The 22,883-nt window shown below is 63.8% G+C and carries 25 protein-coding genes; 21 read left to right on the top strand and 4 right to left on the bottom strand.

Annotated features, from left to right (window positions below; genetic code table 11):
• From mmsA to ACSSVG_RS07410, 5 genes are all read left to right on the top strand, one after another.
• Window positions 1-1,530, top strand: coding sequence for a multiple monosaccharide ABC transporter ATP-binding protein (mmsA, locus tag ACSSVG_RS07430; protein ID WP_231342053.1), 1,530 nt, complete (start codon window positions 1-3; stop codon window positions 1,528-1,530).
• A gap of 5 nt (window positions 1,531-1,535) precedes the next feature.
• Window positions 1,536-2,819 carry a multiple monosaccharide ABC transporter permease gene (gene mmsB, locus ACSSVG_RS07425; protein ID WP_231342055.1) on the top strand — a complete coding sequence of 428 codons (1,284 nt, stop codon included), beginning with the start codon at window positions 1,536-1,538 and terminating at the stop codon, window positions 2,817-2,819.
• A 63-nt stretch (window positions 2,820-2,882) separates the two neighbouring features.
• Entirely contained in the window at window positions 2,883-3,890 is a 1,008-nt protein-coding gene (locus ACSSVG_RS07420) for a LacI family DNA-binding transcriptional regulator (protein WP_253466058.1), read from the top strand.
• Between the two features lie 5 nt (window positions 3,891-3,895).
• Window positions 3,896-4,468 (top strand): orotate phosphoribosyltransferase, encoded by a 573-nt coding sequence (gene pyrE, locus ACSSVG_RS07415; RefSeq protein ID WP_231343387.1) that lies wholly within the window; start codon window positions 3,896-3,898, stop codon window positions 4,466-4,468.
• A gap of 106 nt (window positions 4,469-4,574) precedes the next feature.
• Window positions 4,575-5,699, top strand: a complete 1,125-nt coding sequence (locus ACSSVG_RS07410; protein WP_231343388.1) for a thioesterase domain-containing protein — start codon at window positions 4,575-4,577, stop codon at window positions 5,697-5,699.
• Between the two features lie 10 nt (window positions 5,700-5,709).
• Here the strand turns inward: ACSSVG_RS07410 and ACSSVG_RS07405 are convergent, their stop codons facing one another.
• Together ACSSVG_RS07405 and ACSSVG_RS07400 are read right to left on the bottom strand one after the other, a co-directional pair.
• Window positions 5,710-6,441 carry a tyrosine-protein phosphatase gene (locus tag ACSSVG_RS07405; RefSeq protein ID WP_231343390.1) on the bottom strand — a complete coding sequence of 244 codons (732 nt, stop codon included), beginning with the start codon at window positions 6,439-6,441 and terminating at the stop codon, window positions 5,710-5,712.
• Window positions 6,442-6,453: 12 nt separating this feature from the next.
• Window positions 6,454-7,284, bottom strand: a complete 831-nt coding sequence (locus ACSSVG_RS07400) for an HAD-IIA family hydrolase (protein WP_090826227.1) — start codon at window positions 7,282-7,284, stop codon at window positions 6,454-6,456.
• Between the two features lie 263 nt (window positions 7,285-7,547).
• On the opposite strand from ACSSVG_RS07400, the gene ACSSVG_RS07395 reads away from it, so the two are divergent.
• The 4 genes from ACSSVG_RS07395 (at window position 7,548) to ACSSVG_RS07380 (ending at window position 11,132) form a co-directional block, all read left to right on the top strand.
• Window positions 7,548-8,786, top strand: a complete 1,239-nt coding sequence (locus ACSSVG_RS07395; RefSeq protein WP_492418166.1) for a hypothetical protein — start codon at window positions 7,548-7,550, stop codon at window positions 8,784-8,786.
• Between the two features lie 56 nt (window positions 8,787-8,842).
• The gene (locus ACSSVG_RS07390) at window positions 8,843-9,529 is read left to right on the top strand and encodes a TrmH family RNA methyltransferase (protein WP_253466070.1); all 687 of its coding nucleotides are present in this window, start codon (window positions 8,843-8,845) and stop codon (window positions 9,527-9,529) included.
• A gap of 161 nt (window positions 9,530-9,690) precedes the next feature.
• The gene (fbaA, locus tag ACSSVG_RS07385; protein ID WP_024819363.1) at window positions 9,691-10,710 is read left to right on the top strand and encodes a class II fructose-bisphosphate aldolase; all 1,020 of its coding nucleotides are present in this window, start codon (window positions 9,691-9,693) and stop codon (window positions 10,708-10,710) included.
• Window positions 10,710-11,132 (top strand): DUF3151 domain-containing protein, encoded by a 423-nt coding sequence (locus tag ACSSVG_RS07380; protein WP_159705111.1) that lies wholly within the window; start codon window positions 10,710-10,712, stop codon window positions 11,130-11,132. The genes fbaA and ACSSVG_RS07380 overlap by 1 nt, the downstream gene beginning before the upstream one ends.
• Before the next feature lie 73 nt (window positions 11,133-11,205).
• On the opposite strand, the gene ACSSVG_RS07375 is transcribed toward ACSSVG_RS07380, so the two are convergent.
• The gene (locus ACSSVG_RS07375) at window positions 11,206-11,838 is read right to left on the bottom strand and encodes a uracil-DNA glycosylase family protein (RefSeq protein WP_231340294.1); all 633 of its coding nucleotides are present in this window, start codon (window positions 11,836-11,838) and stop codon (window positions 11,206-11,208) included.
• 242 nt (window positions 11,839-12,080) lie between these two features.
• On the opposite strand from ACSSVG_RS07375, the gene ACSSVG_RS07370 reads away from it, so the two are divergent.
• The 7 genes from ACSSVG_RS07370 (at window position 12,081) to ACSSVG_RS07340 (ending at window position 17,033) form a co-directional block, all read left to right on the top strand.
• Complete coding sequence (locus ACSSVG_RS07370; protein ID WP_253466073.1) at window positions 12,081-12,419, top strand: hypothetical protein; 339 nt, start codon at window positions 12,081-12,083, stop codon at window positions 12,417-12,419.
• A 111-nt stretch (window positions 12,420-12,530) separates the two neighbouring features.
• The gene (locus ACSSVG_RS07365) at window positions 12,531-13,148 is read left to right on the top strand and encodes a SipW-dependent-type signal peptide-containing protein (RefSeq protein ID WP_231340296.1); all 618 of its coding nucleotides are present in this window, start codon (window positions 12,531-12,533) and stop codon (window positions 13,146-13,148) included.
• Window positions 13,149-13,151: 3 nt separating this feature from the next.
• Window positions 13,152-13,811, top strand: a complete 660-nt coding sequence (locus ACSSVG_RS07360) for a SipW-dependent-type signal peptide-containing protein (protein ID WP_231340297.1) — start codon at window positions 13,152-13,154, stop codon at window positions 13,809-13,811.
• The gene (locus tag ACSSVG_RS07355; protein ID WP_231340298.1) at window positions 13,808-14,332 is read left to right on the top strand and encodes a signal peptidase I; all 525 of its coding nucleotides are present in this window, start codon (window positions 13,808-13,810) and stop codon (window positions 14,330-14,332) included. Before ACSSVG_RS07360 ends, ACSSVG_RS07355 begins: the two co-directional genes overlap by 4 nt.
• Window positions 14,319-14,981 (top strand): hypothetical protein, encoded by a 663-nt coding sequence (locus tag ACSSVG_RS07350; protein WP_492418163.1) that lies wholly within the window; start codon window positions 14,319-14,321, stop codon window positions 14,979-14,981. Before ACSSVG_RS07355 ends, ACSSVG_RS07350 begins: the two co-directional genes overlap by 14 nt.
• 32 nt (window positions 14,982-15,013) lie before the next feature.
• Window positions 15,014-15,508: a hypothetical protein gene (locus ACSSVG_RS07345; RefSeq protein WP_492418162.1), complete on the top strand. Its 495-nt coding sequence runs from the start codon at window positions 15,014-15,016 to the stop codon at window positions 15,506-15,508.
• A 235-nt stretch (window positions 15,509-15,743) separates the two neighbouring features.
• A complete protein-coding gene (locus tag ACSSVG_RS07340) occupies window positions 15,744-17,033 on the top strand; it encodes an adenylosuccinate synthase (RefSeq protein ID WP_011773318.1) in 1,290 nt (429 codons plus the stop codon).
• 60 nt (window positions 17,034-17,093) lie between these two features.
• Here the strand turns inward: ACSSVG_RS07340 and ACSSVG_RS07335 are convergent, their stop codons facing one another.
• Window positions 17,094-17,819: a DUF2306 domain-containing protein gene (locus ACSSVG_RS07335; RefSeq protein ID WP_492418161.1), complete on the bottom strand. Its 726-nt coding sequence runs from the start codon at window positions 17,817-17,819 to the stop codon at window positions 17,094-17,096.
• Window positions 17,820-17,963: 144 nt separating this feature from the next.
• On the opposite strand from ACSSVG_RS07335, the gene ACSSVG_RS07330 reads away from it, so the two are divergent.
• The 5 genes from ACSSVG_RS07330 (at window position 17,964) to ACSSVG_RS07310 (ending at window position 22,877) form a co-directional block, all read left to right on the top strand.
• Entirely contained in the window at window positions 17,964-18,704 is a 741-nt protein-coding gene (locus ACSSVG_RS07330; RefSeq protein ID WP_492418160.1) for a TetR/AcrR family transcriptional regulator C-terminal domain-containing protein, read from the top strand.
• Entirely contained in the window at window positions 18,685-20,142 is a 1,458-nt protein-coding gene (locus ACSSVG_RS07325) for an MFS transporter (RefSeq protein ID WP_492418159.1), read from the top strand. The genes ACSSVG_RS07330 and ACSSVG_RS07325 overlap by 20 nt, the downstream gene beginning before the upstream one ends.
• A gap of 9 nt (window positions 20,143-20,151) precedes the next feature.
• Window positions 20,152-21,024, top strand: coding sequence for an SMP-30/gluconolactonase/LRE family protein (locus ACSSVG_RS07320; protein WP_492418158.1), 873 nt, complete (start codon window positions 20,152-20,154; stop codon window positions 21,022-21,024).
• Window positions 21,025-21,243: 219 nt separating this feature from the next.
• Window positions 21,244-21,618: a MarR family transcriptional regulator gene (locus tag ACSSVG_RS07315; protein WP_231340348.1), complete on the top strand. Its 375-nt coding sequence runs from the start codon at window positions 21,244-21,246 to the stop codon at window positions 21,616-21,618.
• On the top strand, window positions 21,615-22,877 hold the full coding sequence (locus ACSSVG_RS07310) for an MFS transporter (RefSeq protein ID WP_492418157.1): 1,263 nt from the start codon (window positions 21,615-21,617) through the stop codon (window positions 22,875-22,877). Before ACSSVG_RS07315 ends, ACSSVG_RS07310 begins: the two co-directional genes overlap by 4 nt.
• Window positions 22,878-22,883: the final 6 nt, after the last annotated feature.

Raw genomic sequence — 22,883 nt, 5'->3', positions numbered from 1 at the left:
ATGAACGTACCCATTCTTCAAATGCGAGGAATCACCAAGACTTTCCCCGGAGTTAAAGCCCTCCAGGACGTCACCCTGGACGTCAACCGAGGCGAGGTCCACGCCATTTGTGGTGAGAACGGCGCCGGCAAGTCCACCCTGATGAAGGTGCTCTCCGGCGTCTACGCGAACACCACCTTCGACGGCGACATCCTCTTCGAGAACGAACCCTGCGAATTTTCAAGTATCACGGACAGCGAGAAGCGCGGCATCGTGATCATCCACCAGGAACTGGCCCTCAGCCCGTACCTGTCCATTGCCGAGAACATCTACCTGGGCAACGAGCTGGCCAACAAAGGCTGGGTGGACTGGCGCAAGACCAACCTGGAAGCTGCCAAGCTGCTGGCCCGCGTGGGGCTCAGCGAAAACCCGGTCACGCCCATCCAACACATCAGCGTTGGCAAGCAGCAACTGGTGGAGATCGCCAAGGCCCTGTCCAAAGAGGTCAAGCTCCTCATCCTGGACGAACCCACCGCAGCGCTGAACGATGAAGATTCAGACCATTTGCTGGACCTCATCCTGCACCTCAAGGGCCAGGGCGTTACCAGCATCATCATCAGTCACAAACTCAACGAGATCCGCAAAGTGGCCGACGCCGTCACCATCATCCGCGACGGCAAATCCATTGAGACACTGCGGCTGGACCAAGGCCAGATCACGCAGGAACGCATCATCCGTGGAATGGTCGGGCGCGACCTTGAGAGCCTCTACCCGGACCGAACGCCCAACATCGGCGAGGAAGTCCTCCGGATCGAGGACTGGACGGTGCAGCATCCGCAGGACCACGCGCGGACAGTGGTTAACAACGCCAGCCTGAACGTCCGCAGGGGTGAGGTAGTGGGCTTGGCCGGGCTCATGGGGGCCGGCCGGACCGAACTTGCCATGAGCGTCTTCGGCCGGACCTACGGCCGCGCCGTTTCGGGCAAGGTCTACAAATACGGCCAGGAGATCAACACGTCCACCGTCTCCGACGCCATCGAACACGGGATCGCCTATGCCACCGAAGACCGGAAGCACTACGGCCTGAACCTGATCGAAGATATCAAGCGGAACATCTCCATGGCAGCGCTGAACAAGCTGTCCAAGCGCGGCTGGGTGGACGGCAACAAAGAGACCACCGTAGCCAACCAATACCGCAAAAGCATGAACATCAAGGCGCCGTCCGTCGCTGCCATCACCGGCAAGCTCTCGGGCGGAAACCAGCAAAAAGTAGTGCTGAGCAAATGGATGTTCTCTGACCCCGACGTCCTGATCCTGGACGAACCAACCCGCGGGATCGACGTCGGCGCCAAGTTCGAGATCTACACGATCATCGCGGAGCTCGCAGCTGCCGGGAAGGCCGTCATTGTGATCTCCTCCGAGCTTCCGGAGCTCCTGGGTATCTGCGACAGGATCTACACGCTGTCAGCAGGCCACATCACCGGCGAGGTCCCCATCGCCGAAGCCACCCAGGAAACCCTCATGCACTTCATGACCAAAGAGAAGGAATAGCGAACATGTCCGCCCTACGAGAATCCCTTGGCTTCCTCACAAGCCGCCTCCGCCAGGTTGGCATCTTCGTCGCCCTGATCCTGATCGTCATCCTTTTCCAGGTCCTGACCGACGGCATCCTGCTGCAGCCGCAGAACGTCACCAACCTGGTGGTCCAGAACAGCTACATCCTGATCCTGGCCATAGGCATGGTGATGGTCATCATCGCCGGGCACATCGACCTTTCCGTCGGTTCCATCGCAGGCTTCATCGGCGCCGTAGCCGGCGTGATGATCGTGCATTGGGGCTGGGCGTGGTGGATTGCCATCCCGGCCTGCCTCCTGGTCGGTGCCCTGGTGGGAGCATGGCAAGGCTACTGGATCGCCTATGTGGGGATTCCAGCCTTCATCGTCACCCTCGCCGGAATGCTGATCTTCCGTGGCCTGACACTTATCACCCTCAAGAACCAGCAGATCACCCCGTTCCCCAACGAACTCCGTGCACTGGGCGGCGGCTTCCTGCCGGACATTTCCGGGGGCACCTCCGTCCTTGAATGGCTCACGGTCATCCTCGGCGTCGGCGGCACCGCAGCCATCCTCTTCCAGGCCCTGAAGGAACGCCGGGTCCGCCGCAAGTTCAACCTCGAGAATGAGCCCATGGCCTGGTTCGCCGTCAAGAACGGGTTCATCGCAATCCTGATGCTCATCATCACCTTCCTCCTGGCCAGCTACCGCGGTACACCCATCGTCCTGATCGTCCTGGCTGTCCTGGTGATTGTTTACTCGGCCTTGATGAACAACAGCGTTTTCGGCCGCCACACGTATGCGATCGGTGGCAACCTCCACGCAGCCGAGCTCTCCGGCATCAAGACCAAGAAGGTCACCTTCCGGTTGTTCGTCAACATGGGCGTCCTCGCCGCGTTGGCCGGACTGGTGTTCACGGCACGCCTGAACTCGGCGCAACCCGCGGGCGGCACCGGCTTCGAACTGGACTCCATTGCTGCTGCCTTCATCGGTGGCGCCGCGGTCCAGGGCGGTATCGGCACCGTGGCCGGCGCCATGATCGGTGGCCTGATCATGGGCGTCCTGAACAACGGCATGTCCATCCTTGGCCTGGGCACGGACTATCAGCAGCTCATCAAGGGCCTGGTGCTCCTGCTTGCCGTCGGCTTCGACATCTTCAACAAGAACCGGACCGGTGCAGGTGGAGGGTCCTCCATGGGCCGCCGCTTCAAATGGAAGACCACGCCGCCTGCAACTGAGGCCGCACCGGCTGCCAGGACTGAACCCGTCGGCGTCGACGCGAAGTAATCCCTGATGTCATCAGGGGGAGCGGCCGGGCCCCAGGCAACGCCCGGGGCCCGGCCGCCAGTGATGAGCGACGTCGCGAAGATGGCAGGTGTCTCGCACCAGACCGTCTCCCGTGTGCTGAACCACCACCCGAACGTCAGCGGCAAGACCAAGGAACGCGTGGAATCCGCCATCGCAGTTCTTGGTTATCGCCGTAACACGGCAGCCCGCAGCCTGGTGACGCGGCGATCCCGGACCATTGGGGTGCTCGCCTGCGAGACAGGCCAGTTCGGGCCTGCCAACACCCTCTTGGGTGTTGAACAGGCGGGAAGGGAAGCGGGGTACTTCGTCAGCATCGCCAACCTTCGCGAAGTGACCAGCGACAGCGTCAACGACGCCATCGCCCACTTCCGAAACCAATCCGTGGACGGCATCGTCATCCTGGTTCCGCACCCTGACGTACTGGCCGTCCTGGGCGACGTTTCGGTCCCCGTGCCGATCGTCGCGGTGGGAGCGGGTGCCGGAAACCAGCTGACGGGCGCCTCCCTGGATCAACGTTTGGGAGCCCGTCTGGCTGTACAGCACTTGATCGCTTTGGGGCACCGGAATATTGCGCACATTTCGGGACCGCCACACTGGATCGACGCTGCCGAACGCATCAAGGGCTGGCAGGAAGCCCTGGGCAGTGCAGGACTTGAAGCGGAGGTTCTGCTCCAGGGCACATGGGACGCAGCATCCGGCTACCGCGCCGGCCTGGAACTCCTCCGACACCACAGCATCACCGCTGTTTTCGTCGCCAACGACCAGATGGCCGTGGGTGTCCTCCGGGCTGTACAGGAAGCCGGGTGCGAGGTTCCGGGAGACATCAGCGTGGTGGGCTATGACGATCAGCCTGAGGCAGAGTTCTTCATGCCGCCACTGACAACCATCAAGCAGGATTTCGAGGAATTGGGCCGCCGCTGCATGGAAGCGGTGCTGCAGCAACTGGAGGGAGACGGAGGCAGCGGCGAACAGATGGTCAATCCCCGCTTGGTGATCCGCTCCACCACGGCGGCCCCTGCCCTTCACAAAGCTCCGTTCCCACTAAACTAGGAGCCATGACTTCCACGCCTGACACTGCTGCTGCCCGCGCCCGCCTTCTTGAACTCATCAAAGAACTCGCGGTGGTCCGCGGCAAGGTGATCCTCTCCAGCGGCAAGGAAGCGGACTACTACATCGACCTTCGCCGCATCACCTTGCACCACGAGGCCTCCAAGCTGGTGGGCCAGGTCATGTTGGCAATGATCGACGACGCCGGCGTTTCAGTTGAGTGCGCCGGCGGACTCACCATGGGTGCCGACCCCGTCGGTACCGCCGTGATGCACGCTGCTGCCGACGCCGGGCGTGCCGTGGATGCCTTCGTGGTCCGTAAGGCCCAGAAGTCCTACGGCATGGGCCGCCAGGTGGAAGGTCCCTCGGTTGAAGGCCGCAACGTTGTGGTCCTGGAGGACACGTCCACCACCGGCGGGTCTGCCCTGACCGCCGTCGAAGGTGTCCGCAAGGCGGGTGGCAACGTGGTGGCCGTCGCCGTGATCGTAGACCGCGACACCGGCGCGAAAGAGAAGATCGAAGCCGAAACCGGTGTGCCGTACCTCTTCGCTTTCGGCAAGGACGAGCTGGGCCTCAGCTAAGGAGTTTTTGTACAGCTCTTGACCTTAAAGGCGCATCTTAAGGGCATCAGCTGTACACAAACTGCGGGGCTGTGAGGCACCGCCTTTCGAAGCCTATGCTTGCTGCGTGGACGTTCAAGTAGGGAAGCTCCCGGCACCTCCGGAGGTAGACGAAAACCTCCCGGTGCCGGCTTCTCCAGAAGCTGGGAAGGCAGAGGATCCGGGCGCATGGGCCCGGATCCTGCCTTACGCTGCCCGGCTCAAGACGACGTCCCGCCGCAACTTCCTCATCACCGCCGGAGCCTCGGCAGCGCTCGCGGGGGACATGCTCTTTACCCGGCATGTGCAGGCCGAGCGCCGGGCAACCAAGATCCTCCGCGTCCCGGATCCGTACTCGGACCTTTACTTTCCCAAGGCCAGCTGGATCCTCTTCCCCGGGTACAAAACGAGCTGGGAAGAAGCTCAATGGATTCTCAACACCCTGCGCCCGGCCCTGCACCAGCGCGGCCGTCTGGCCGCCGTCGGATATTCCAACCTGGGCCTGGACGTGGACGAGGTCGTCCGCGCAATCATCCTCCACGTCCGTGAACTGGAGTTGGAGAAGCTGTACTTCTACGGCCACAGTTTCGGTGGGATGCTGGCCACGCAAGTGGCCGCCCGGCTGCTGGAGCTGCACGGCGTTGAAACACAGTTGATCGTCTTGGACTCGAGCCCGTTCAGCCGGGCGGACGTGCTGGACCAGAGTTGGTTCGACGGTGTGGTGTTCCTTTACGAGAATGGCTTCCGCATCCCTTCGGTCCTCCGCGGCGGCTATGAGCTGGGGGAGCGTGTGGCCCACAAGGACGAGCGCACCTGGCGGCAGATCCTTGACCAAAGCCTGGAGCAGCTCTCGCCGATCGCCCCTTCCAGCGTGCTGATCCAGACGGAGTCGGCGTACATCTACCACTTCGACGGACTTCGCCTGGCTGGAAAGATCGGTGGCGCCAAGATGGCGTTCATGGGCAACTCCAAAGACGGCACCGTGAATTACGAGTCTGCGCGCGCCGGGTGGAGCAAGGTGTTCGGCGCCAACATGGCGATGCCTACGCTCAGCACAGAGGGCGCCCGGCCAGCGCACGCGAGCCCGCAATGGAACGGGAGTGTGTACCGTCCGTTGCTGGAACGCGTCCAGAATGAGCTCCAGCCGCTCCCGCCCGAGCCCGAGGAACCGTCATTCCAGGAGCCGAATGGCAAGGTTATCCGCCCGGTGTAGGTTTCTCCGGTCAGCGCGCTTCACGCAGCGAATCAACCTCGACGGCGGTAAGGCCCGCCTCGCGCAGGAAGCCGTGAACGTCGCCGAACTCCTGCGCGAAACCGGCCAGAAAACGCCGCATCGCAGCTTCGGGACTTTGCAGGATCATGAGGTCAGGGCTGAAGTACTCCGCCGGGGTTGACGGGACGCTGAGACGCCATGTCTCTGCCATGATCTTCAGGACATCCGGAAGGTTGGCTGTGGTTGCGGCGTAGTCAGCCACCACTTGGTCCTCGGTCCCGCCGGATGCCAGGAACCCGATCGCCGACACCACGCCTGTCCGGTCCTTACCCAACGAACAGTGCACCAAAGTGCGTTTGCCTCGGGCGACGGGACGCAGTGCGTCAGCAACCCACTCAGGCCGTATCCGGATCCAGCCCAGATAAAGGTCACCAAGATCCTCGGCCGTTTCGACTGCCTGGAGCGAGCCCGCCACGGCGTTGGGGTCCAGTGGGTTATTGACGAGTTCGACGGCGGGCGGGACCGCGCCGCCGTCGTGAATCAACCCGTCGTCCTGAATCAACCGGTCGTCTTGAATCAACCATGGAACCAAGGACCGCTCCAGCTCGCTGCGCAGGTCCACGATGGCCTGGATGCCGTGCTCCGCCAGGAAGCCGGACGTTGCAGCGGCATCCATACCGAAGGGCTGGCTCCCCCTGAGAATCCGGCCGCCGGCCAGGGGACGCAGATTGAGCACAGCCATGGTTCTATCCTTCTAGATTTGGCTCTTGAGGTCGGCCACGGAGTTCAGGATCTGATTGGGCCTGAACGGGAAGGACACGATTTCCTCCCGCTGGGTGATGCCGCTGAGCACCAGGACCGTGTGCAGGCCAGCTTCCATGCCCGCCACGATGTCCGTGTCCATTCGGTCGCCGATCATAGCCGTGGTCTCGGAGTGGGCATCGATCTGGTTCATGGCGGAGCGGAACATCATGGGGTTTGGTTTGCCCACGATGTACGGCTCGCGGCCGGTCGCTTTGGTGATCATGGCCGCGATGGCGCCGGTTGCGGGCATGGGGCCGTCCTTGGAAGGACCGGTGGCATCCGGGTTGGTCGCGATGAAGCGTGCACCGGCCAGGATGTGGCGGACGGCCATGGTGATCGCTTCGAAGGAGTAGGTGCGGGTCTCCCCGAGGACCACGAAGTCGGGATCGGTGTCAGTGAGGATGAACCCGGCCTCGTGCAGTGCGGTAGTAAGGCCGGCCTCGCCGATGGTGTAGGCGCGGTTGCCTGAGTCCGAGGATTGGACCTGGTCCTTCAGGAACTGGGCGGTGGCCAGTGCGGAGGTCCAGATGTTCTCTTCAGGGACTTCCAGGCCGGACGCACGGAGGCGGGCGGCAAGGTCACGCGGGGTGAAGATGGAGTTGTTGGTCAGCACCAGGAAGCGCTTGGAGGTATCTACCCAGCGCTGGATGAGTTCAGCTGCGCCGGGGATCGCCTGGTTTTCATGGACCAGGACGCCGTCCATGTCAGTGAGCCAGCATTCGATTTCGTGGCCGTTCCGGTAAACGGACGTGGATGTGTGGGGCGTGGATTCTTCTGCCATATTTGCCTCCGGCTGGGATTGTTCATGCACTGCCATCCAGTCTTTCATCAATCCGCCCCCTTAACCTCCTGCAATCCCTCTTATGTGGGTAGTTCTGCCCATGCGGATTATCCGCTGTGACTTGCGTCTGGAGCCTCATGCTCGACTACGCTTGGGGCGGCGCAGGCGTGCCACCACCGTGGGTCGGGGGATCGACACGGCGGATTTCTTGTGTCGCCGCGCTGGAGCAGGTCCCCACTCACTACCTCTGAAAGGGCCTGTCTATGAGCAACAACAACGGAGTTCCGCAGCCTCCCTACAACCCCGACGGCGTGCCGCAGCCCCGCTACGACACCGGCCAAGGCCAGTATGGCCAGTACCAGCCGGGGCAGACGCAGCCCACGTACCAGCCTGAGGGCCAGACTGAAGCGTTCCCGGCGCAGCAGCCACCGACGCAGGCATTCCCAACAGCATCCAACACTGTGCCGCCGGGACAGCCAGGATTCCCGCCGCCCGGCGCAGGCAACCCGTCCCAGCCCGGATACCCAGGACAGCCCGGATACCCAGGACAGCCCGGATACCCAGGACAGCCCGGCGGACCCGGACAGCCCGGCGGACCCGGCGGACCCGGACAACCCGGCGGACCCGGCCAGAACCCGGGCGACCACAATAGGAAGTCCCTGTTCCTCATCCTGGGTGGGGTCGCCGTCGTCGTGATTATTGCGTTGGTCGTGGCGTTCACATGGCTGATCCCCGCAATGACCAAGCCCACGGCTGTCGAAACGCCGTCGGTGACATCCTCTGACGCAGCGTCGGACGCGGCGGCTGAGCCGTCCACTGAGCCGTCCGCCGAGCCGGAACCCTCCGGTGACGCGTCGGCGTCCACCGATATGCCCGCTGACGCCATTCCGTTGCCTGCAGTATGGGAAGAATTCGCCGGGCCCACCAACGTTCCGGCCGACGGCGACCCCCTGTTCAGCAAGTGGGTCACCGGCGAATCGTCCTTCCAGTACCTTGCCGAATGGACCCACGATGAGTCGTTCGGCATCACCAAGGACCCCACCACGGGTGAGGAGATCCAGAAGAAGGCCCAGGGCACGGTTGAGACCGACGGCGACGGAATCGCGCTCGCCTACGCGTTCTTCGCGGAGTCCGAGGAAGGCAAGTTCGGCAAGGATCCCGCAGAGGTCAAGAAGGCCATCGAGGACATCGAGGCCCGGTACAAGGGCATGACGGCCACCGAACTTCCCCAGAACCTGGTAGGCCACAAGTGCACGTCCGATTTCAAAACCTCGATGCCGGAAATCCGTGAATTCCGCCGTGGCGCCGCAGTAGTCATTGGTTTCACCTGCACCAACGCCCGCGGCGAAGCAATCCAGGCCGTCAACCTGTTCTCCGTGACGCCGTGGGGTACACCCCAGATGCTGGGCGTCAGCGGTCACAAGGAATACTGGGATGCCCACCCCGGGCTCTTCGAACAGCTGGCCAACTCCTACCGCATCAACAAGTGGAAGATGGGCTAGGTCCGCTGGCCGAAGCCCGATCAAAACGGGCAACAGGGCAGGGCTAAAGTTGAGGGGTGACTGACCTTCCCCCCACCACAGCCCTGCCCACGCCTGCTGAAACGACACCGGACGGCGAGGCAGAAGCGAAACCCGAGGTCGGCGTCGGGCCTTGGGAAGGTGAGTTGCCGGTTGGTGAGCACTGGGACCCGGACCTGTTGAGGGATGGTGACCGCCGCAACGTGGTGGACCAGTACCGGTACTGGAAACACGAGGCGATCGTGGCCGACCTTGATTCCAAGCGCCACGAATTCCACATCGCCATCGAGAACTGGCAGCACGACCTCAACATCGGCACCGTGGTGCGGACCGCCAACGCGTTCCTCGCCAAAGAGGTCCACATCATTGGCCGACGGCGGTGGAACCGTCGCGGGGCCATGGTCACCGACCGCTACCAGCACGTCCGCCACCACCCCACCGTTGAGGACTTTGTCCAGTGGGCCGAGGGGGAGGGGCTTGCTGTAATCGGCATCGATATCTTCCCGGATTCCGTGCCGCTTGAAACCTTCGACCTTCCCAGGAAGTGCGTCCTGGTGTTCGGCCAGGAGGGCCCGGGCCTCACGCCCGAGGTGCACGAAGCCGCCGTCGCAACCCTGTCCATTGAGCAGTTCGGATCCACCCGGTCCATGAATGCGGCGTCGGCCGCAGCGATCGCCATGCACGCCTGGGTCCGCCGGCACGTGTTCCAGCAGCCAGTCGCTTAGCCCTGCGCCGAGATGGCAAGAGTGCCAACTCGGCGGAAGTGTTAAGTGCCACAGTGACCCGAAACACGGCGTCCCGGCGGATATCGCTAGGATGGGTGCTAGCCGTAAGCGGTCTACTCCAGGGTTACCAACCCACAGACGAATTCAGCATAGGAGTCACCATGCCCATTGCAACCCCAGAGATTTACTCCGAGATGATCGACCGTGCGAAGGCTGGCGGATTCGCTTTCCCCGCGGTCAACGTGACGTCGTCGCAGACTCTGAACGCTGCGATCCGCGGTTTCGCCGAGGCCGAATCCGACGGCATCATCCAGGTTTCCACCGGTGGCGCAGCCTACTGGTCCGGCGCTTCGGTCAAGGACATGGTGGCCGGTTCCCTGGGCTTCGCCGCGTTCGCCCGCGAAGTTGCCAAGAACTACAACGTCAACATCGCCCTGCACACGGACCACTGCCCGCAGGACAAGCTGGCGGACTTCGTCCTGCCGTTGCTGGCCGCGTCCGAGGAAGCCGTCAAGGCCGGCAAGGACCCGATCTTCAACTCGCACATGTGGGACGGCTCGCACGAGACCCTGTCGGAGAACCTGCGCATCGGCCGTGAACTGCTGGAGCGTGCCGCTGCTGCGAAGATCATCCTCGAGGTTGAAATCGGCACTGTTGGTGGCGAGGAAGACGGTGTTGAGAACGAAATCAACGAGAAGCTTTACACCACCACCGAGGACGCGCTGGCCACGATCGAGGCACTGGGTGCCGGCGAAAACGGCCGCTACCTCACCGCGCTGACCTTCGGCAACGTGCACGGTGTGTACAAGCCGGGCAACGTGAAGCTCCGCCCGGAACTGCTTAAGCAGATCCAGGCCGAGGTTGGCGCGAAGATCGGCAAGGAAAACCCGTTTGACCTGGTGTTCCACGGCGGTTCGGGCTCCACGGAGCAGGAAATCGCTGACGCTGTTTCCTACGGTGTCATCAAGATGAACATCGACACTGACACCCAGTACGCGTTCACCCGTCCGGTGGCCGGGCACATGCTCGCCAACTACGACGGCGTGCTGAAGATCGACGGCGAAATGGGCAACAAGAAGACCTACGATCCCCGCGTCTGGGGTGCTTCGGCCGAAGCCGGCATGGCCGCGCGCATCGTCGAAGCCGCCCAGCAGCTCGGATCGGTGGGCAAGACCTTCTAATGTCGGACGAATTCCGGAAGAACCTGATGGGGCCGGAGCCCACGCTCCTGCCCGCCGAAACCGAGATCTACCAGCACCTGGCTCTCGGCAAGGAAGCACTGGACCTCGTGGAGAAGAACCCCACGTCGTCCCTGCTGTGGGCCATCCTCGCGGAGGAAGCCTGGGCCGAAGGCCGGACCATCGAGTCCTACGCCTACGCTCGTGTCGGCTACCACCGCGGCCTGGATTCCCTGCGCCGCAACGGGTGGCGCGGCGTCGGACCCATCCCGTGGGAGCACGAGCCCAACCAGGGCTTCCTGCGTGCGCTCTACGCGCTGGGCCGTGCGGCCTCCGCTATCGGCGAGGCTGAAGAGCCGGAGCGGATCGAGAAGTTCCTGAACGACTCGGACCCCAAGGCCAAGGCAGCGCTCGAAGCCCGCTAAGGCATCAAAGCAATGAACGACGGCGGCCCTCACCAAAAGGTGAGGGCCGCCGTCGTGTGCTTGCTGGGTACGGCTAGGCCTTGCGGGGGATGCCCGTGCGTGCCATGGCCTCGGCGTAGGCGCCGTGGATGGCATCCAGGTATTCCTGCTGGCGTGCCGGAGTTCCGGCGAAGGAGCGGCCACCGAGCGAGCGGACCTTGAAGGTCTTGAAGCCGCGGCGGGCGATGCTGGCCGGAGCAGCCTTCATGAGCTGGTCGGCGAGGCGGTGGGCCTCATTGCCGTGCGCCACCAGTGCGGAGGTGCGCGGGAGGAGCTGGAGGAGGCGCAGCAAAGGCTTGAGGCCTTCGGTGATGTTGGCCGGCGTGAGCTTGCCCGGTTCTTCGGTGGGTTCGATCCACGGGTACGCGTTCCACGGAATCATGAGCTCGGGGCGGAGGCCAAGCTGCCACTGCATGCCGAGCATGCGGGTGGCGGCTTCGTCGTCACCAGGGGTGATGAAGCCCTCGCCGGTGTTGGTGCGCTGATTGGAGAAAAGGCTGACGATGCGGCAGTCATCCATGCTGTGGGCGGGGTCGATGTAAAGGACCTCGCTGCCCGGCTTCTGCTCCTTGATGGAGTCGCACAGCTCGTTGACCTCGGCGATGTGCGGTTCGTAGCGGCGGTTCCAGAGGATTTCTTCGGGTGATTCAGTCGCCAGTTCTTGCATCAGGGGTTAGGTCTCCTAGGTGTTACAGCGCACCATTCCAAGGGGCCGCGGGCATGCCGCAGCCGAACCTCAAAGGGTGCTGTTGGGGGCTAACTAACCTTACCGGACTATGGGGGTTAACGGGGCCCGCTCCGGCGCGCCCCGAAATGCGACGCGGCGTGTTGCCCGGAAACGTGTCGGGTATCTCGACGGCGGCGGTCAAGTCTCGACGACGGCCCGCGGGGTCGTGCATGATGCGGCATATGGAGAAACAAGAACCGTCCGCTGCCGCCCTTTCCGCTTTCGAGGGCCTGGGCGCAGAACTTGCCGCGGCCGGCGTCGTCATGGGAAAGATGTTCGGGGCCAGTTCGCTCATGCTGAACAAGAAGGCGTTGGCCTGCTTGAACGGCGACAAGGTGGTCTTCAAACTCGGCCGGGACACCGCGGAGCACGCCCGTGCGCTTGATCTGCCGGGTGCGGTGTTGTTTGATCCGTCAGGAATGAAGCGCCCGTTCAAGGACTGGGTTGAAGTACCTTTTTCCTGCAACGAAGAGTGGCCCGCGTTCGCCGAAGCTGCGCTGCAGTTCGTGGCCGGTGAGTGATTAACCCTTAAGTGCCGGTCGGCGCCGCTGCTGTCCACCCGAGTAGAAGATGGGTTGGAAGGGGAGCCATTTGGCGACCCGTCACGCGCCAACACTCATCTCGGGGGAACAATGGTTGCACATGAAGTAGCTTCACCGGAAACAAGGCAGCGTCACAGCAAGGCACCCAAGGTCCGCGCTTTCCTGGCCGGTGGGCTGGTACTCGGAGTAGGCGCTGCGATTACCTTGGCAGCGTGGAACGACTCCGAATTTGCCCAAGGCACCTTCACCGCTGGTTCGTTCAACCTTGAGGGCAGCACGGACGGCACGGCGTTCGGAGAGAACCCGGTTGCGACACCGGCAACGCTTGGCTTCACTGCCACGCCGTCCAACCTTTCACCCGGGGACGTGGTCACGGCACCCTTCGCGGTCAGGCTGGATGATGCCACCACCAACGACGCCACCGTCACCGTCTCAACTGAAGCATCAACGGGTGCACTGACCGGTCTCACGTATTCCCTCACGCAATCGACGGATTTTGGGTGCGCCGAACCGGTGGACACCACGTTGGTGGCAGCCGGACAAGTACTGGGGACGACGCCGGGCAGTGTCACCTTTGCGCTGACGCAGGGAGCGGGCACCAATCCGGGCGATGCAGTGAACCTGTGCTTCCGGATCACGGCCGACGATGACCTCGTCCAGTCCCAAACCGGGACCACCACCTGGGAATTCGCCGCGCAATCGCAGTGATCCATGGGTCGTCGACAAGCCAAGACCAAGCACGGTGCGGTTGCCCTGCGCATCCGTGCGATCCTCGCCGGGGCGTTGGTGCTGGGGCTCGGCAGCTCAGTGACCCTGGCGTCCTGGACTGACAGCGACTTTGCCGGTGGCTCCTTCGGGGCGAGCGTTTTCCAAACGGAATCCAATGTCACCAAGCCGTACAGCGCCGCAGGCGCATGGAATACCAATGACGTGTCTCCGGGCGGCACGCTGGTGTTCGCCGCTACTGCGATGAGCCCTGGCACTGTGGCCTATGCACCGTTCGCCATCCGGACCAAAGCCACCTCGGTAGCCGGCGAGGTGGTCCTCGGGGTTCCGGTGGTGACCAGCAGCGGTACCGGAAACGCGGACCTTGGGGCGGCGCTCCGATACCGCGTGGTCCGGTCGGCCACCTGCGACGCGTCGTCGTTTACCGGGACGCCGACGTTCGTGGTGGGCAGCGACGGAGCCAAACCGTTCACGCAAGGGCAGGCGGCCGGCGTCGTAAATCCCCTGGCCGCCGCAACAGCGACGCTTCCCGGGGCTCCGACGCAGTTCTGCTTCGAGGTCACCCTTCCCCTTGGCGCAAACAATGCCCTGCAAGGCCAGACCGCCACCGCAACCTGGCAATTTACTGCCACCTCAAGCTCATGAGCCGCCGCCCGTTCCGCAGCCGGCTGCGGGAAGTCCTGTTGAACATCGCGGCCGCAGGCGGGGCTGTGTGCATCCTGGCGGTGATCTGCGCACTGCTGTTCAACATCACGCTGATCATGTTCAAGACGGGGTCGATGTCGCCCGGTATCCCGGCGGGTTCGCTCGCCGTGGTCCGTGAGATCCCTGCCAGCGGGATCAACGCAGGCGACGTCGTGACCGTGGACAGGCCGGGGAAGCTGCCCATCACGCACAGGGTCCAAACAGTGGAGCCTGCGGACGGATCTGCGCGAACCATCACCATGAAGGGTGATGCCAACACCGAAGCGGATCCGGCACCCTATGTGGTGGAGAAGGTCCGGCTGGTCCTCTGGTCCGTGCCGGGGCTCGCCCAGCCACTGTCCGCGGCCGCCAATCCGGTGGTTCTTGGCGCCACAACTATTGCTGTCTCCGGGCTGGTGACCTGGGTCCTGTGGCCAAGGAATCCGAGCCGGCGCAGGAGCGGGCAGCATGTGGCGGCGTAGTGGGTTGTGGACGGCAGCCGTTGCGGCAGCGCTGCTGCTGGGTGCCGCACCCGCGGTTGCCGCCGATGGGGAGGCTTCGGGTTGGTTGGAGCTCGACGCCGGTCCAGCCGGCCAAGTGCATCGGCTCACCCCGGGCGGCAGTGCGGATTGGGCGGTGGATGTCCATGTTCGCGGCGAACCTGCCACATCCCTCGACGTCGGGCTGCAATCCGAGCCGGCGTCAACGGAGGTGCTGCGGGATTTCCTGAGCGTGGAGCTCAAGGCTTGCTCGCAACCCTGGGAGGGAAGCTCCTGCGCGGAAGGCCAGCGTGTCTTGTTGGGGCGGACATCGCTGGACGCTGCCGGGGGTGTGCAGGTGGACCTCATGGAACCCGGCAGTGCCGAATCGACCAACGCCTATGTCCTCCTGACAGCAACGTTGGCCGAGGACGTGCCCCGTGAGGTGCAGGGGAGCCGTACGCAGATCGTGGTGGGCGTCCACGGGTCAGGGGACGACACGGGTGGGCCGGGCTTCCCCGGAAACCCGGCCGGGCCGTCGTCGGGAATCCTGGCAGACACCGGTTTTCGCCTGGGAGGGTTTGCGCTCCTCGGTTTCGGGGCGGTCGCGGCAGGGTTTGGACTGGCCCGTTTGCGGGGTGCTGCCGGGTGAATATGTTCAGGCGGGCGCGGGTTGGACTGACGGTGGCGTTGCCCCTCGCCGTCGTGTTTTCCGCGGTGAACCCGCCGGCCGTCACGGAAGCGGCATGGCAACGCGATCAGTACTCGGCGGGGAGCTTCGGCACGGTGACCATCCCGGCTCCAACACTCAACGGTCCATGTGTGTACAACAACGGGATCGCCGGTCTGGGCGCCTATGTGCGGGTGTACTGGAAACCACCAGCAGGCTACGCACTGGCGGATGCAGAAATGCAGGCTTCCACCAGTGGCCTGGGGTCCCTTCTGGCGCCACTGACCGGCTACTCGTTGGCTGGGAACACTACCGGGACAGCGGCAGGCGGATACACCACGGACGTTGCCACCAATTTGTTGGGCGGTCTGCTGGGCCTTGGCACGGAACTCCAACTCGCCATTGTGGTAAAGCGGTACGGGTGGACCTCCCAGCCGGCCTCAGTGGCCACGAATGCGGGACTCATCCTTGGACTGGGCGGCAACTGCCGGAACCTGCCGGCCGCTTAGAGATGGCCCGTCCCAGGTTTCACTGAAGAAAACTTCACCCTGCCGCCTTCCAAGACACCTTGACACCAGAGAAAGCGGTGTCATCGGCTAAACTTGGCTGGTAAGAGCCCCGAAACTCTTGCGTAGGTCGCCGCTCGCGGCAGGCTGCACCGGTAACGTCGGGGCATTCTCATGTACGGCGTCGAGTTCTGGTCATCCGGCCAGTGTCTCGCCCGAAAGAATGGGGGAGGATCCCATGCCCGCTATCGTGATCGTCGGAGCCCAGTGGGGCGACGAAGGCAAAGGCAAAGCAACCGATCTGCTCGGTGGCCGCGTTGACTACGTGGTCAAGCCCAATGGCGGTAACAACGCCGGGCACACCGTGGTTGTTGGCGGTGAGAAGTATGAGCTGAAGCTCCTTCCCGCGGGCATCCTGAGCCCCAACGCAATTCCTATTATTGGCAACGGCTGCGTGGTGAACCTCGAGGCCCTGTTCCAGGAAATCGATGGCCTCGAAGCCCGTGGCGCGGATACTTCCCGCCTGCGAGTCTCGGCCAACGCCCACCTGGTTGCCCCGTACCACCAGGTGCTGGACAAGGTCACCGAGCGCTTCCTCGGCAGCCGCGCCATTGGCACCACCGGCCGCGGCATCGGTCCGGCCTACATGGACAAGGTGGCCCGCCTCGGCATCCGCGTCCAGGACGTCTTTGACGAGTCCATCCTCCGCCAGAAGGTGGAAGGTTCGCTGCGCCAGAAGAACGAACTCCTGGTCAAGGTGTACAACCGCCGCGACATCATTGCTGACGAGATCGTGGAGTACTTCCTGTCCTTCGCCGAGCGCCTGCGCCCGTTGGTCATCGACAGCACCCTCGAGCTCAACAACGCACTGGATGAGGGCAAGGTCGTCCTCATGGAAGGTGGCCAGGCCACGTTCCTGGACGTCGACCACGGCACCTACCCGTTCGTCACCTCGTCCAACCCGACTGCAGGCGGCGCCTCCGTTGGTTCGGGCATTGGCCCTACCCGCATCTCGCGCTCCATCGGCATCATCAAGGCGTACACCACGCGTGTTGGCGCCGGGCCGTTCCCCACGGAACTGTTCGATGAGATGGGTGTTTACCTGCAGAAGACCGGTGGCGAGTTCGGTGTGAACACCGGCCGTCCCCGCCGCTGCGGTTGGTACGACGCCGTCCTGGCACGCCACGCTTCCCGCGTCAACGGCTTCACGGACTACTTCGTCACCAAGCTGGACGTCCTCACGGGCATCGAGCAGATCCCTGTCTGCGTCGCCTACGACGTCGACGGTGTCCGCCACGATGAGATGCCCATGACGCAGACCGAGTTCCACCACGCTGTCCCGATCTTCGAGTACTTCGACGGTTGGACCGAGGACATCACCGGTGCGCGCACCCTGGAGGACCTCCCGGAGAACGCCCGCAACTACGTGCTGGCCCTCGAAAAGCTCTCCGGAACGCGCTTCTCGGCCATCGGCGTCGGCCCGGACCGCGACCAGACCATCGTTGTTCACGACCTGATCAACGACTAAGGTCTTCCGGACTTCGCCGTTCATTGAACGCTGACGACGGCGGCGGGTCACCTTGGTTCCTTATGGAACCGACAGGTGGCCCGCCGTCGTCGTTTCCGGTTTAACGGCCCGGCCCGCCGTGCGGGAGGCGTGGCCGGGCCTTCTGGCGCGCCTGCGGATGACGTACTCGGCCACCGCAAGGTTGATGACCCAGGAGGCACCCATGAGGATTGCCCGTGTTGTCTCGTTGGTGGGGCCGGCAACCAGTATCCACGACAGGATGACCAGGGCTTGCGTTCCGGCCCCCAGGGCGATTGCGTAGGCCCGCGTCATCCATGCGCCGTGGGTGGCGTAGTCCCGGCGTCGAATCGCAAAGAGTCCCAGGATGATGCTCGCGACCATGGCCGAACCAAAGATCAGCCGAAGGACCAGAAGCGCCTCGCCGTCGCCTTCGGGGAGGTCGTAGAACATGGACATCCATAAGCCGGACAGGGCAGCGAGCAAGCCGGCCGGCACAAGGATGCGTCCGGCCATCCGGTGCCATGACCGCTTGCCGCGCCGAAGCGAAGGGATGAACTGGAAAGCCCCGAGCAAGCTGTAAACCGTCACGGTGACGATGTGGGTTATCACCGGGATGGGCGAACCGAAGAACCTGGCGTTTTGCGGAGTGGGTGCGCCGCCCGTCAATTCAGAGAGGCGGGCGGCACCGGCAATGACCGGGATGAGGCTGAGTGCGATCAAGGCCGCGGGCACCGCCCACTTTGCCTGGTGGTTGCCGCGGGTGGATGTGGTGGTTCGTGCTGTCATGGCTCTGCCTTGCGCTCTTTGGTGACCGGCGTCCTGGAAGGTGTACGGCGTACACCTTCATGATGGAAAGGCTAGGTGTACGCTGTACACCTGTCAACCCCCCCGGACTCCGGTCCTTGCGGTACTTTTCGGAAGGCATGTCATATGACCCAGCTGGCGGAAGCAGCCCGACGCGTACCCCTGAACCGCGACCGCGTGCTGGAAGCCGCCGTCGCGCTTGCCGACGAGGTGGGAATTGAGTCACTGAGCATGCGTCGGCTCGCGCAGGAACTCGGCGTTGTTCCGATGGCGCTGTACAAGCACGTCGCCAACAAGGAAGAACTCCTGGACGGCATGGTGGACACCCTCGTCAGCGAAATCGACCCGCCCGTTCCGGAGGCGCCGTGGAAGTCTGCGGTCCGGCTGCGGGTGCTTTCGGCCAGGCGGGCACTCCTGCGGCACCCCTGGGCCCGCCCTGTGATTGAGACCCGCACCACCACCACGCCGGCCGTACTCGGATACATGGACGGCTTTGTGGGAATGTTCCTTGGGGGAGGGTTATCCGTGGATCTCACGCACCACGTCATGCACGCCTTGGGCAGCCGGATGTGGGGGTTCACCCAAGAGGTCTTCGACGACTCGGCGGGGCGGGATGCCGGCGGGCAGCAAAGCATGCCGGCCGAGGTCCGGACCGCCATGGCGAGGCAGATGGCCGAGAGCTACCCGAATCTCTTTCGGATTGCCTTGGCGGCAGCACATGAGGATGAGTCCGTTGTAGGGTCCGGTTGCGATGACCAGTTCGAGTTCGAGTTTGCCCTCGACCTCCTCCTTGACGGATTTGAGCGGCTCCACGAGCAGGATTGGACGAGCACGATTGGACGGGCAGATGACCACAGTGACCGATGACGGAATCGGGTTCCGATCCCGTCGTGGACCCATTCTGATTGCTTTGATGCTCTCCACGGGCCTGGTGGCGATCGATGCCACAATTGTTGCCACGGCGGTGCCATCGATCGTTGATGACATCGGCGGGTTCTCCTCATTCCCGTGGCTCTTTTCCGCATACCTGTTGGCTCAGGCGGTGTCCGTCCCTGTCTACGCCAAACTCTCGGATGTCCTGGGCCGCAAACCGGTCATCCTCCTTGGCATCGGCCTTTTCCTGCTCGGATCGATTCTCTGCGGAGTGGCGTGGAGCATGCCGGCGCTCATCGCATTCCGCGTGCTTCAAGGGCTCGGTGCGGGAGCCGTGCAGCCGGTAGCCATCACCATTGCGGGCGACATCTACACGCTTGCTGAGCGGGCGAAGGTGCAGGGCTACCTGGCGAGCGTGTGGGCCGTTTCTTCCGTGGTGGGGCCAACACTGGGTGGCGTGTTCGCATCGCTGGAAATCTGGCGTGGGATCTTCCTCATCAACATCCCGCTATGCCTCCTGGCGGGTTGGATGCTGATCCGTACTTTCCACGAGAACGTGGAGCGTACCAAGCACCGCATCGACTACCTGGGAGCCGGACTGCTGACGATCTCCCTGAGCCTGCTCATCCTGGGGGCGCTCCAAGGGGGCCAGGCCTGGCCGTGGAACTCACCCATCAGCATCACTGTATTTGCCGGGGGAGCCGTGGTGCTGATCGCGTTCCTCCTGGTGGAGCGGAAGGCGTCGGAGCCGGTCCTGCCGCCCTGGGTCGTCTCGCGCAGGCTGCTGGCGACGACGGCGATGGTCGCTTTCGGGGTCGGCGCGGTGATGCTGGGGCTCACCTCCTACGTGCCCACCTTCCTGGAAGGCGCACTGTCCACGTCACCGCTCCTGGCTGGCCTTGCGTTGGCAGCATTGACGCTGGGCTGGCCCATCAGCGCTTCCCAAGCCGGCCGGTTCTACCTCCGGATCGGGTTCAAGCGGACGGCCATCATTGGCATCGTGATCACGGTGGTTGGCACCGCCGTCCTGGCCCTCACCGCCTCGTCGCCCAGCGTTCTGCTGGTGGCGGTTGCCTGTTTCATCGTTGGACTCGGGTTGGGCCTGGTGGCAACTCCAAGCCTCATTGCCGCCCAGACCAGTGTCGAATGGAATGAGCGCGGCGTCGTCACCGGGACCAACCTCTTTGCGCGTTCCATCGGCAGCTCCATCGGTGTAGCCGTGTTCGGGGCGGTGGCCAACGCCATTTATGCCAACGGTCCAAGCGGCGGCCCCGATCCTCAAACCACAGTTCACGCATCCGCTGCCGTCTTCATGGCTGTGCTTGTCAGTGCCATCCTCACGGTCGTGGCAGTTCTGGCGATGCCGTCGGAGGGCAAGGTCAGCAGGACGGAACCGGCCGGGAAGGCCAGCCCGGAACCTGCCAACGACTAGTCTCAAGTCATGGAGAATCTGATCACGGGCACCCTGGAGAAGCTCTTCGAAGGCACTGTGTGGGCGGAGGGGCCAGCCTGGGTTCCTGCGTCGCAGACGGTTCGCTGGAGCGACATCCCCAACAACCGGATTCTCGAGTTCATGCCCGCCACTGGTCGGACGCGTGAGTATGCCACCGCCGTCGAATACACCAACGGGCGTACCCTCGACCGCGACGGCAGCGTGGTGCAGTGCAGCCATGGCCGCAGGCGCGTTGAGCGGGATCACGACGGCGTGGTGACGGGAATCGTCGATTCGTTCGGCGGGCATCGGCTCAATTCGCCCAACGACGTCGTGGTGGCCGGCGATGGCACAGTCTGGTTTACGGATCCGCCGTACGGAATCCTGCCCGGGACCGTCGAAGGCCACGAGGGCGAGCAGGAATACGGTGGTTGCTACGTCTTCCGCTTCGACGCGGGAACGGAAGAGCTGACGCCGGTGGTGACGGACCTTGTTCACCCCAATGGCCTGGCGTTCTCTCCGGACGAGTCGCTGCTGTACGTCGCTGACACGGCGGGTCCGGGACTCGGGGTGCCTTTCCGGATCGCTGTTTATCCCGTTGAGGGCGGCGTTTGCGGGGAAGGCCGGACGTTTGTTGAGCTTGAAGATGACGCGGCATCGGACGGATTCCGCGTTGATGTCGACGGTAGGGTGTGGACGTCAGCTGGGTCATCGGTCCGCGTGTATTCGCCCGACGGCGGGTTGCTGGCCGCCGTCGACGTTCCGGAAAGAGTCTCCAACCTTTGCTTTGGCGGAGCCGATGGCCGCGACCTGTACATCACCGCCACCACGTCCTTGTACCGACTGCGGACATCGACGCAGGACACGGTCGCGAAGCGTTAGCCAAGGCGAACCGTTCGACAGCTGGAGGTGAAGGGGAGCATAATGGTTAGCGGAGCTAATTAGCATTGCTAACTATTATCGCACCTCAGGAGGCGCCTCCCAGTGACGGCAAGCAAGCCAGCAACTAAAACCAGCACAGCAACTAAAACCCAAGCCACAGCCCAGGAATCCGACGGCATTCGGGCGGATATCCTGGCCATCGATCTTCGTACCGCCGTGATGCGCACTTCGCGCAGGCTCCGGATCGAAGCCACGGGCGATGTCATTACCCCCGGCCAGTACACAGTGCTCGCCCACCTCAACGCCGGTTCGCAGACACTCCGCGAATTGGCCGAACGCGAGCACGTCCAGGCCCCGTCGATGACCCGGATTGTGAACGCCTTGACGGACCAGGGTTTCGCTGCCCGGCAGCCGCACCCCGGAGACGGGCGGCAAGTCCACATCAGCATCACTCCCGCAGGCCAGGAAGTCCTGGCGGAGGCACGCAGCCAGCGGACTGCCTGGCTGGCCCAGCGAGTCGCAGGACTTAGCGAGGAGGACCGACTGACGCTTAGCCGCGCCGCGCACATCATGCAGGAAATGAGCGCCAAGTGAGTGCCATGTTCCGGGCCTTGGAGAACCCCAACTACCGGGTCTGGGCGGGCGGTGCGCTGGTCTCCAACGTCGGCACCTGGATGCAGCGAGTAGCCCAGGACTGGCTGGTCCTGACTGTCCTCACCAACCACTCCGGTACGGCCGTTGGCATCACTACGGCACTTCAGTTCCTCCCCATGCTGCTGCTGGGCCCCTACGCCGGCGTACTTGCCGACCGGTACCGCAAGCGCGTGATCCTGCTGTGGACCCAGGCCGCGATGGGGGTCTGTGGGCTGATCGTTGGCCTGCTGGTGGTCATGGGCTGGGCGCAATTGTGGCATGTCTACCTCGCTGCCCTTGCGCTCGGACTTGCTGCAGCGATCGACGGCCCGGCCCGGCAGGCGTTCGTTTCCGAACTTGTAGGACCGGACAAGATCTCCAATGCCGTGGCCCTCAATTCCGCGTCGTTCAACAGCGCCCGGCTGACCGGCCCGGCCATTGCCGGCGTGCTCATCGCGTGGATCGGTACGGGGCCCGTCTTCCTCCTGAACGCCGCGAGCTTTGTGGCGGTCATCATTTCGCTCTTCCGCGTCAAGATCTCCCAGCTCGAGCCGAGCGTCCCGGTGGTTCGCGGCAAGCACCAAGTGGCGGAGGGCCGGCGCTACGTGCGTCAGCGTCCGGACCTGGTCCTCATCCTCGTCATGGTGGGGCTCCTGGGTGCCTTCGGCATGAACTTCGCTGTCACGAACTCCCTGATGGCCACCACCGAATTCGGCATGGGTCCTGAAGAATTTGGACTCCTCGGCTCCATCATGGCCGTGGGAACACTCGCAGGCGCCCTGCTGGCTGCCCGACGGTCCGGTCCCCGTCTGCGCTTCATGCTGGGGGGTGCCTTGACCCTGGGGGCCTTCACCCTCCTGGCCAGCATCTCGCCCACGTTTTGGATCTATGCGGCCGTCCTCATCCCCGTTGGCCTCGCCTCCATTACGTTCCTCAACAGCTGTAACACCACTATCCAGTTGTCCGTGGAACCACAGTTCCGGGGACGGGTCCTCGCCCTGTACCTTGCCATCCTGCAAGGGGGAACGGCGATTGGTGCTCCCCTGATGGGCTGGATCGGCACGGAGTTTGGTGCTCGATGGGCGGTGGCCGCTGGCGGAGCGATCGTCCTCGCCACGGGCGTCGCATCAGTGATCCTGGTCAGCCGTCGCAGCCAGCGCACCATCCGCGATCAGGTGCGTGCCGCGTGGCTCAGGAGGCGCGCGACGCAGGCTTCCTGAGGCCTT

This window comes from Paenarthrobacter sp. E2MeOHC11 (genome assembly GCF_058744955.1).
The sequence above is the reverse complement of the archived record's forward strand: the minus strand, read 5'-3'. Positions and strand labels throughout refer to the sequence as shown.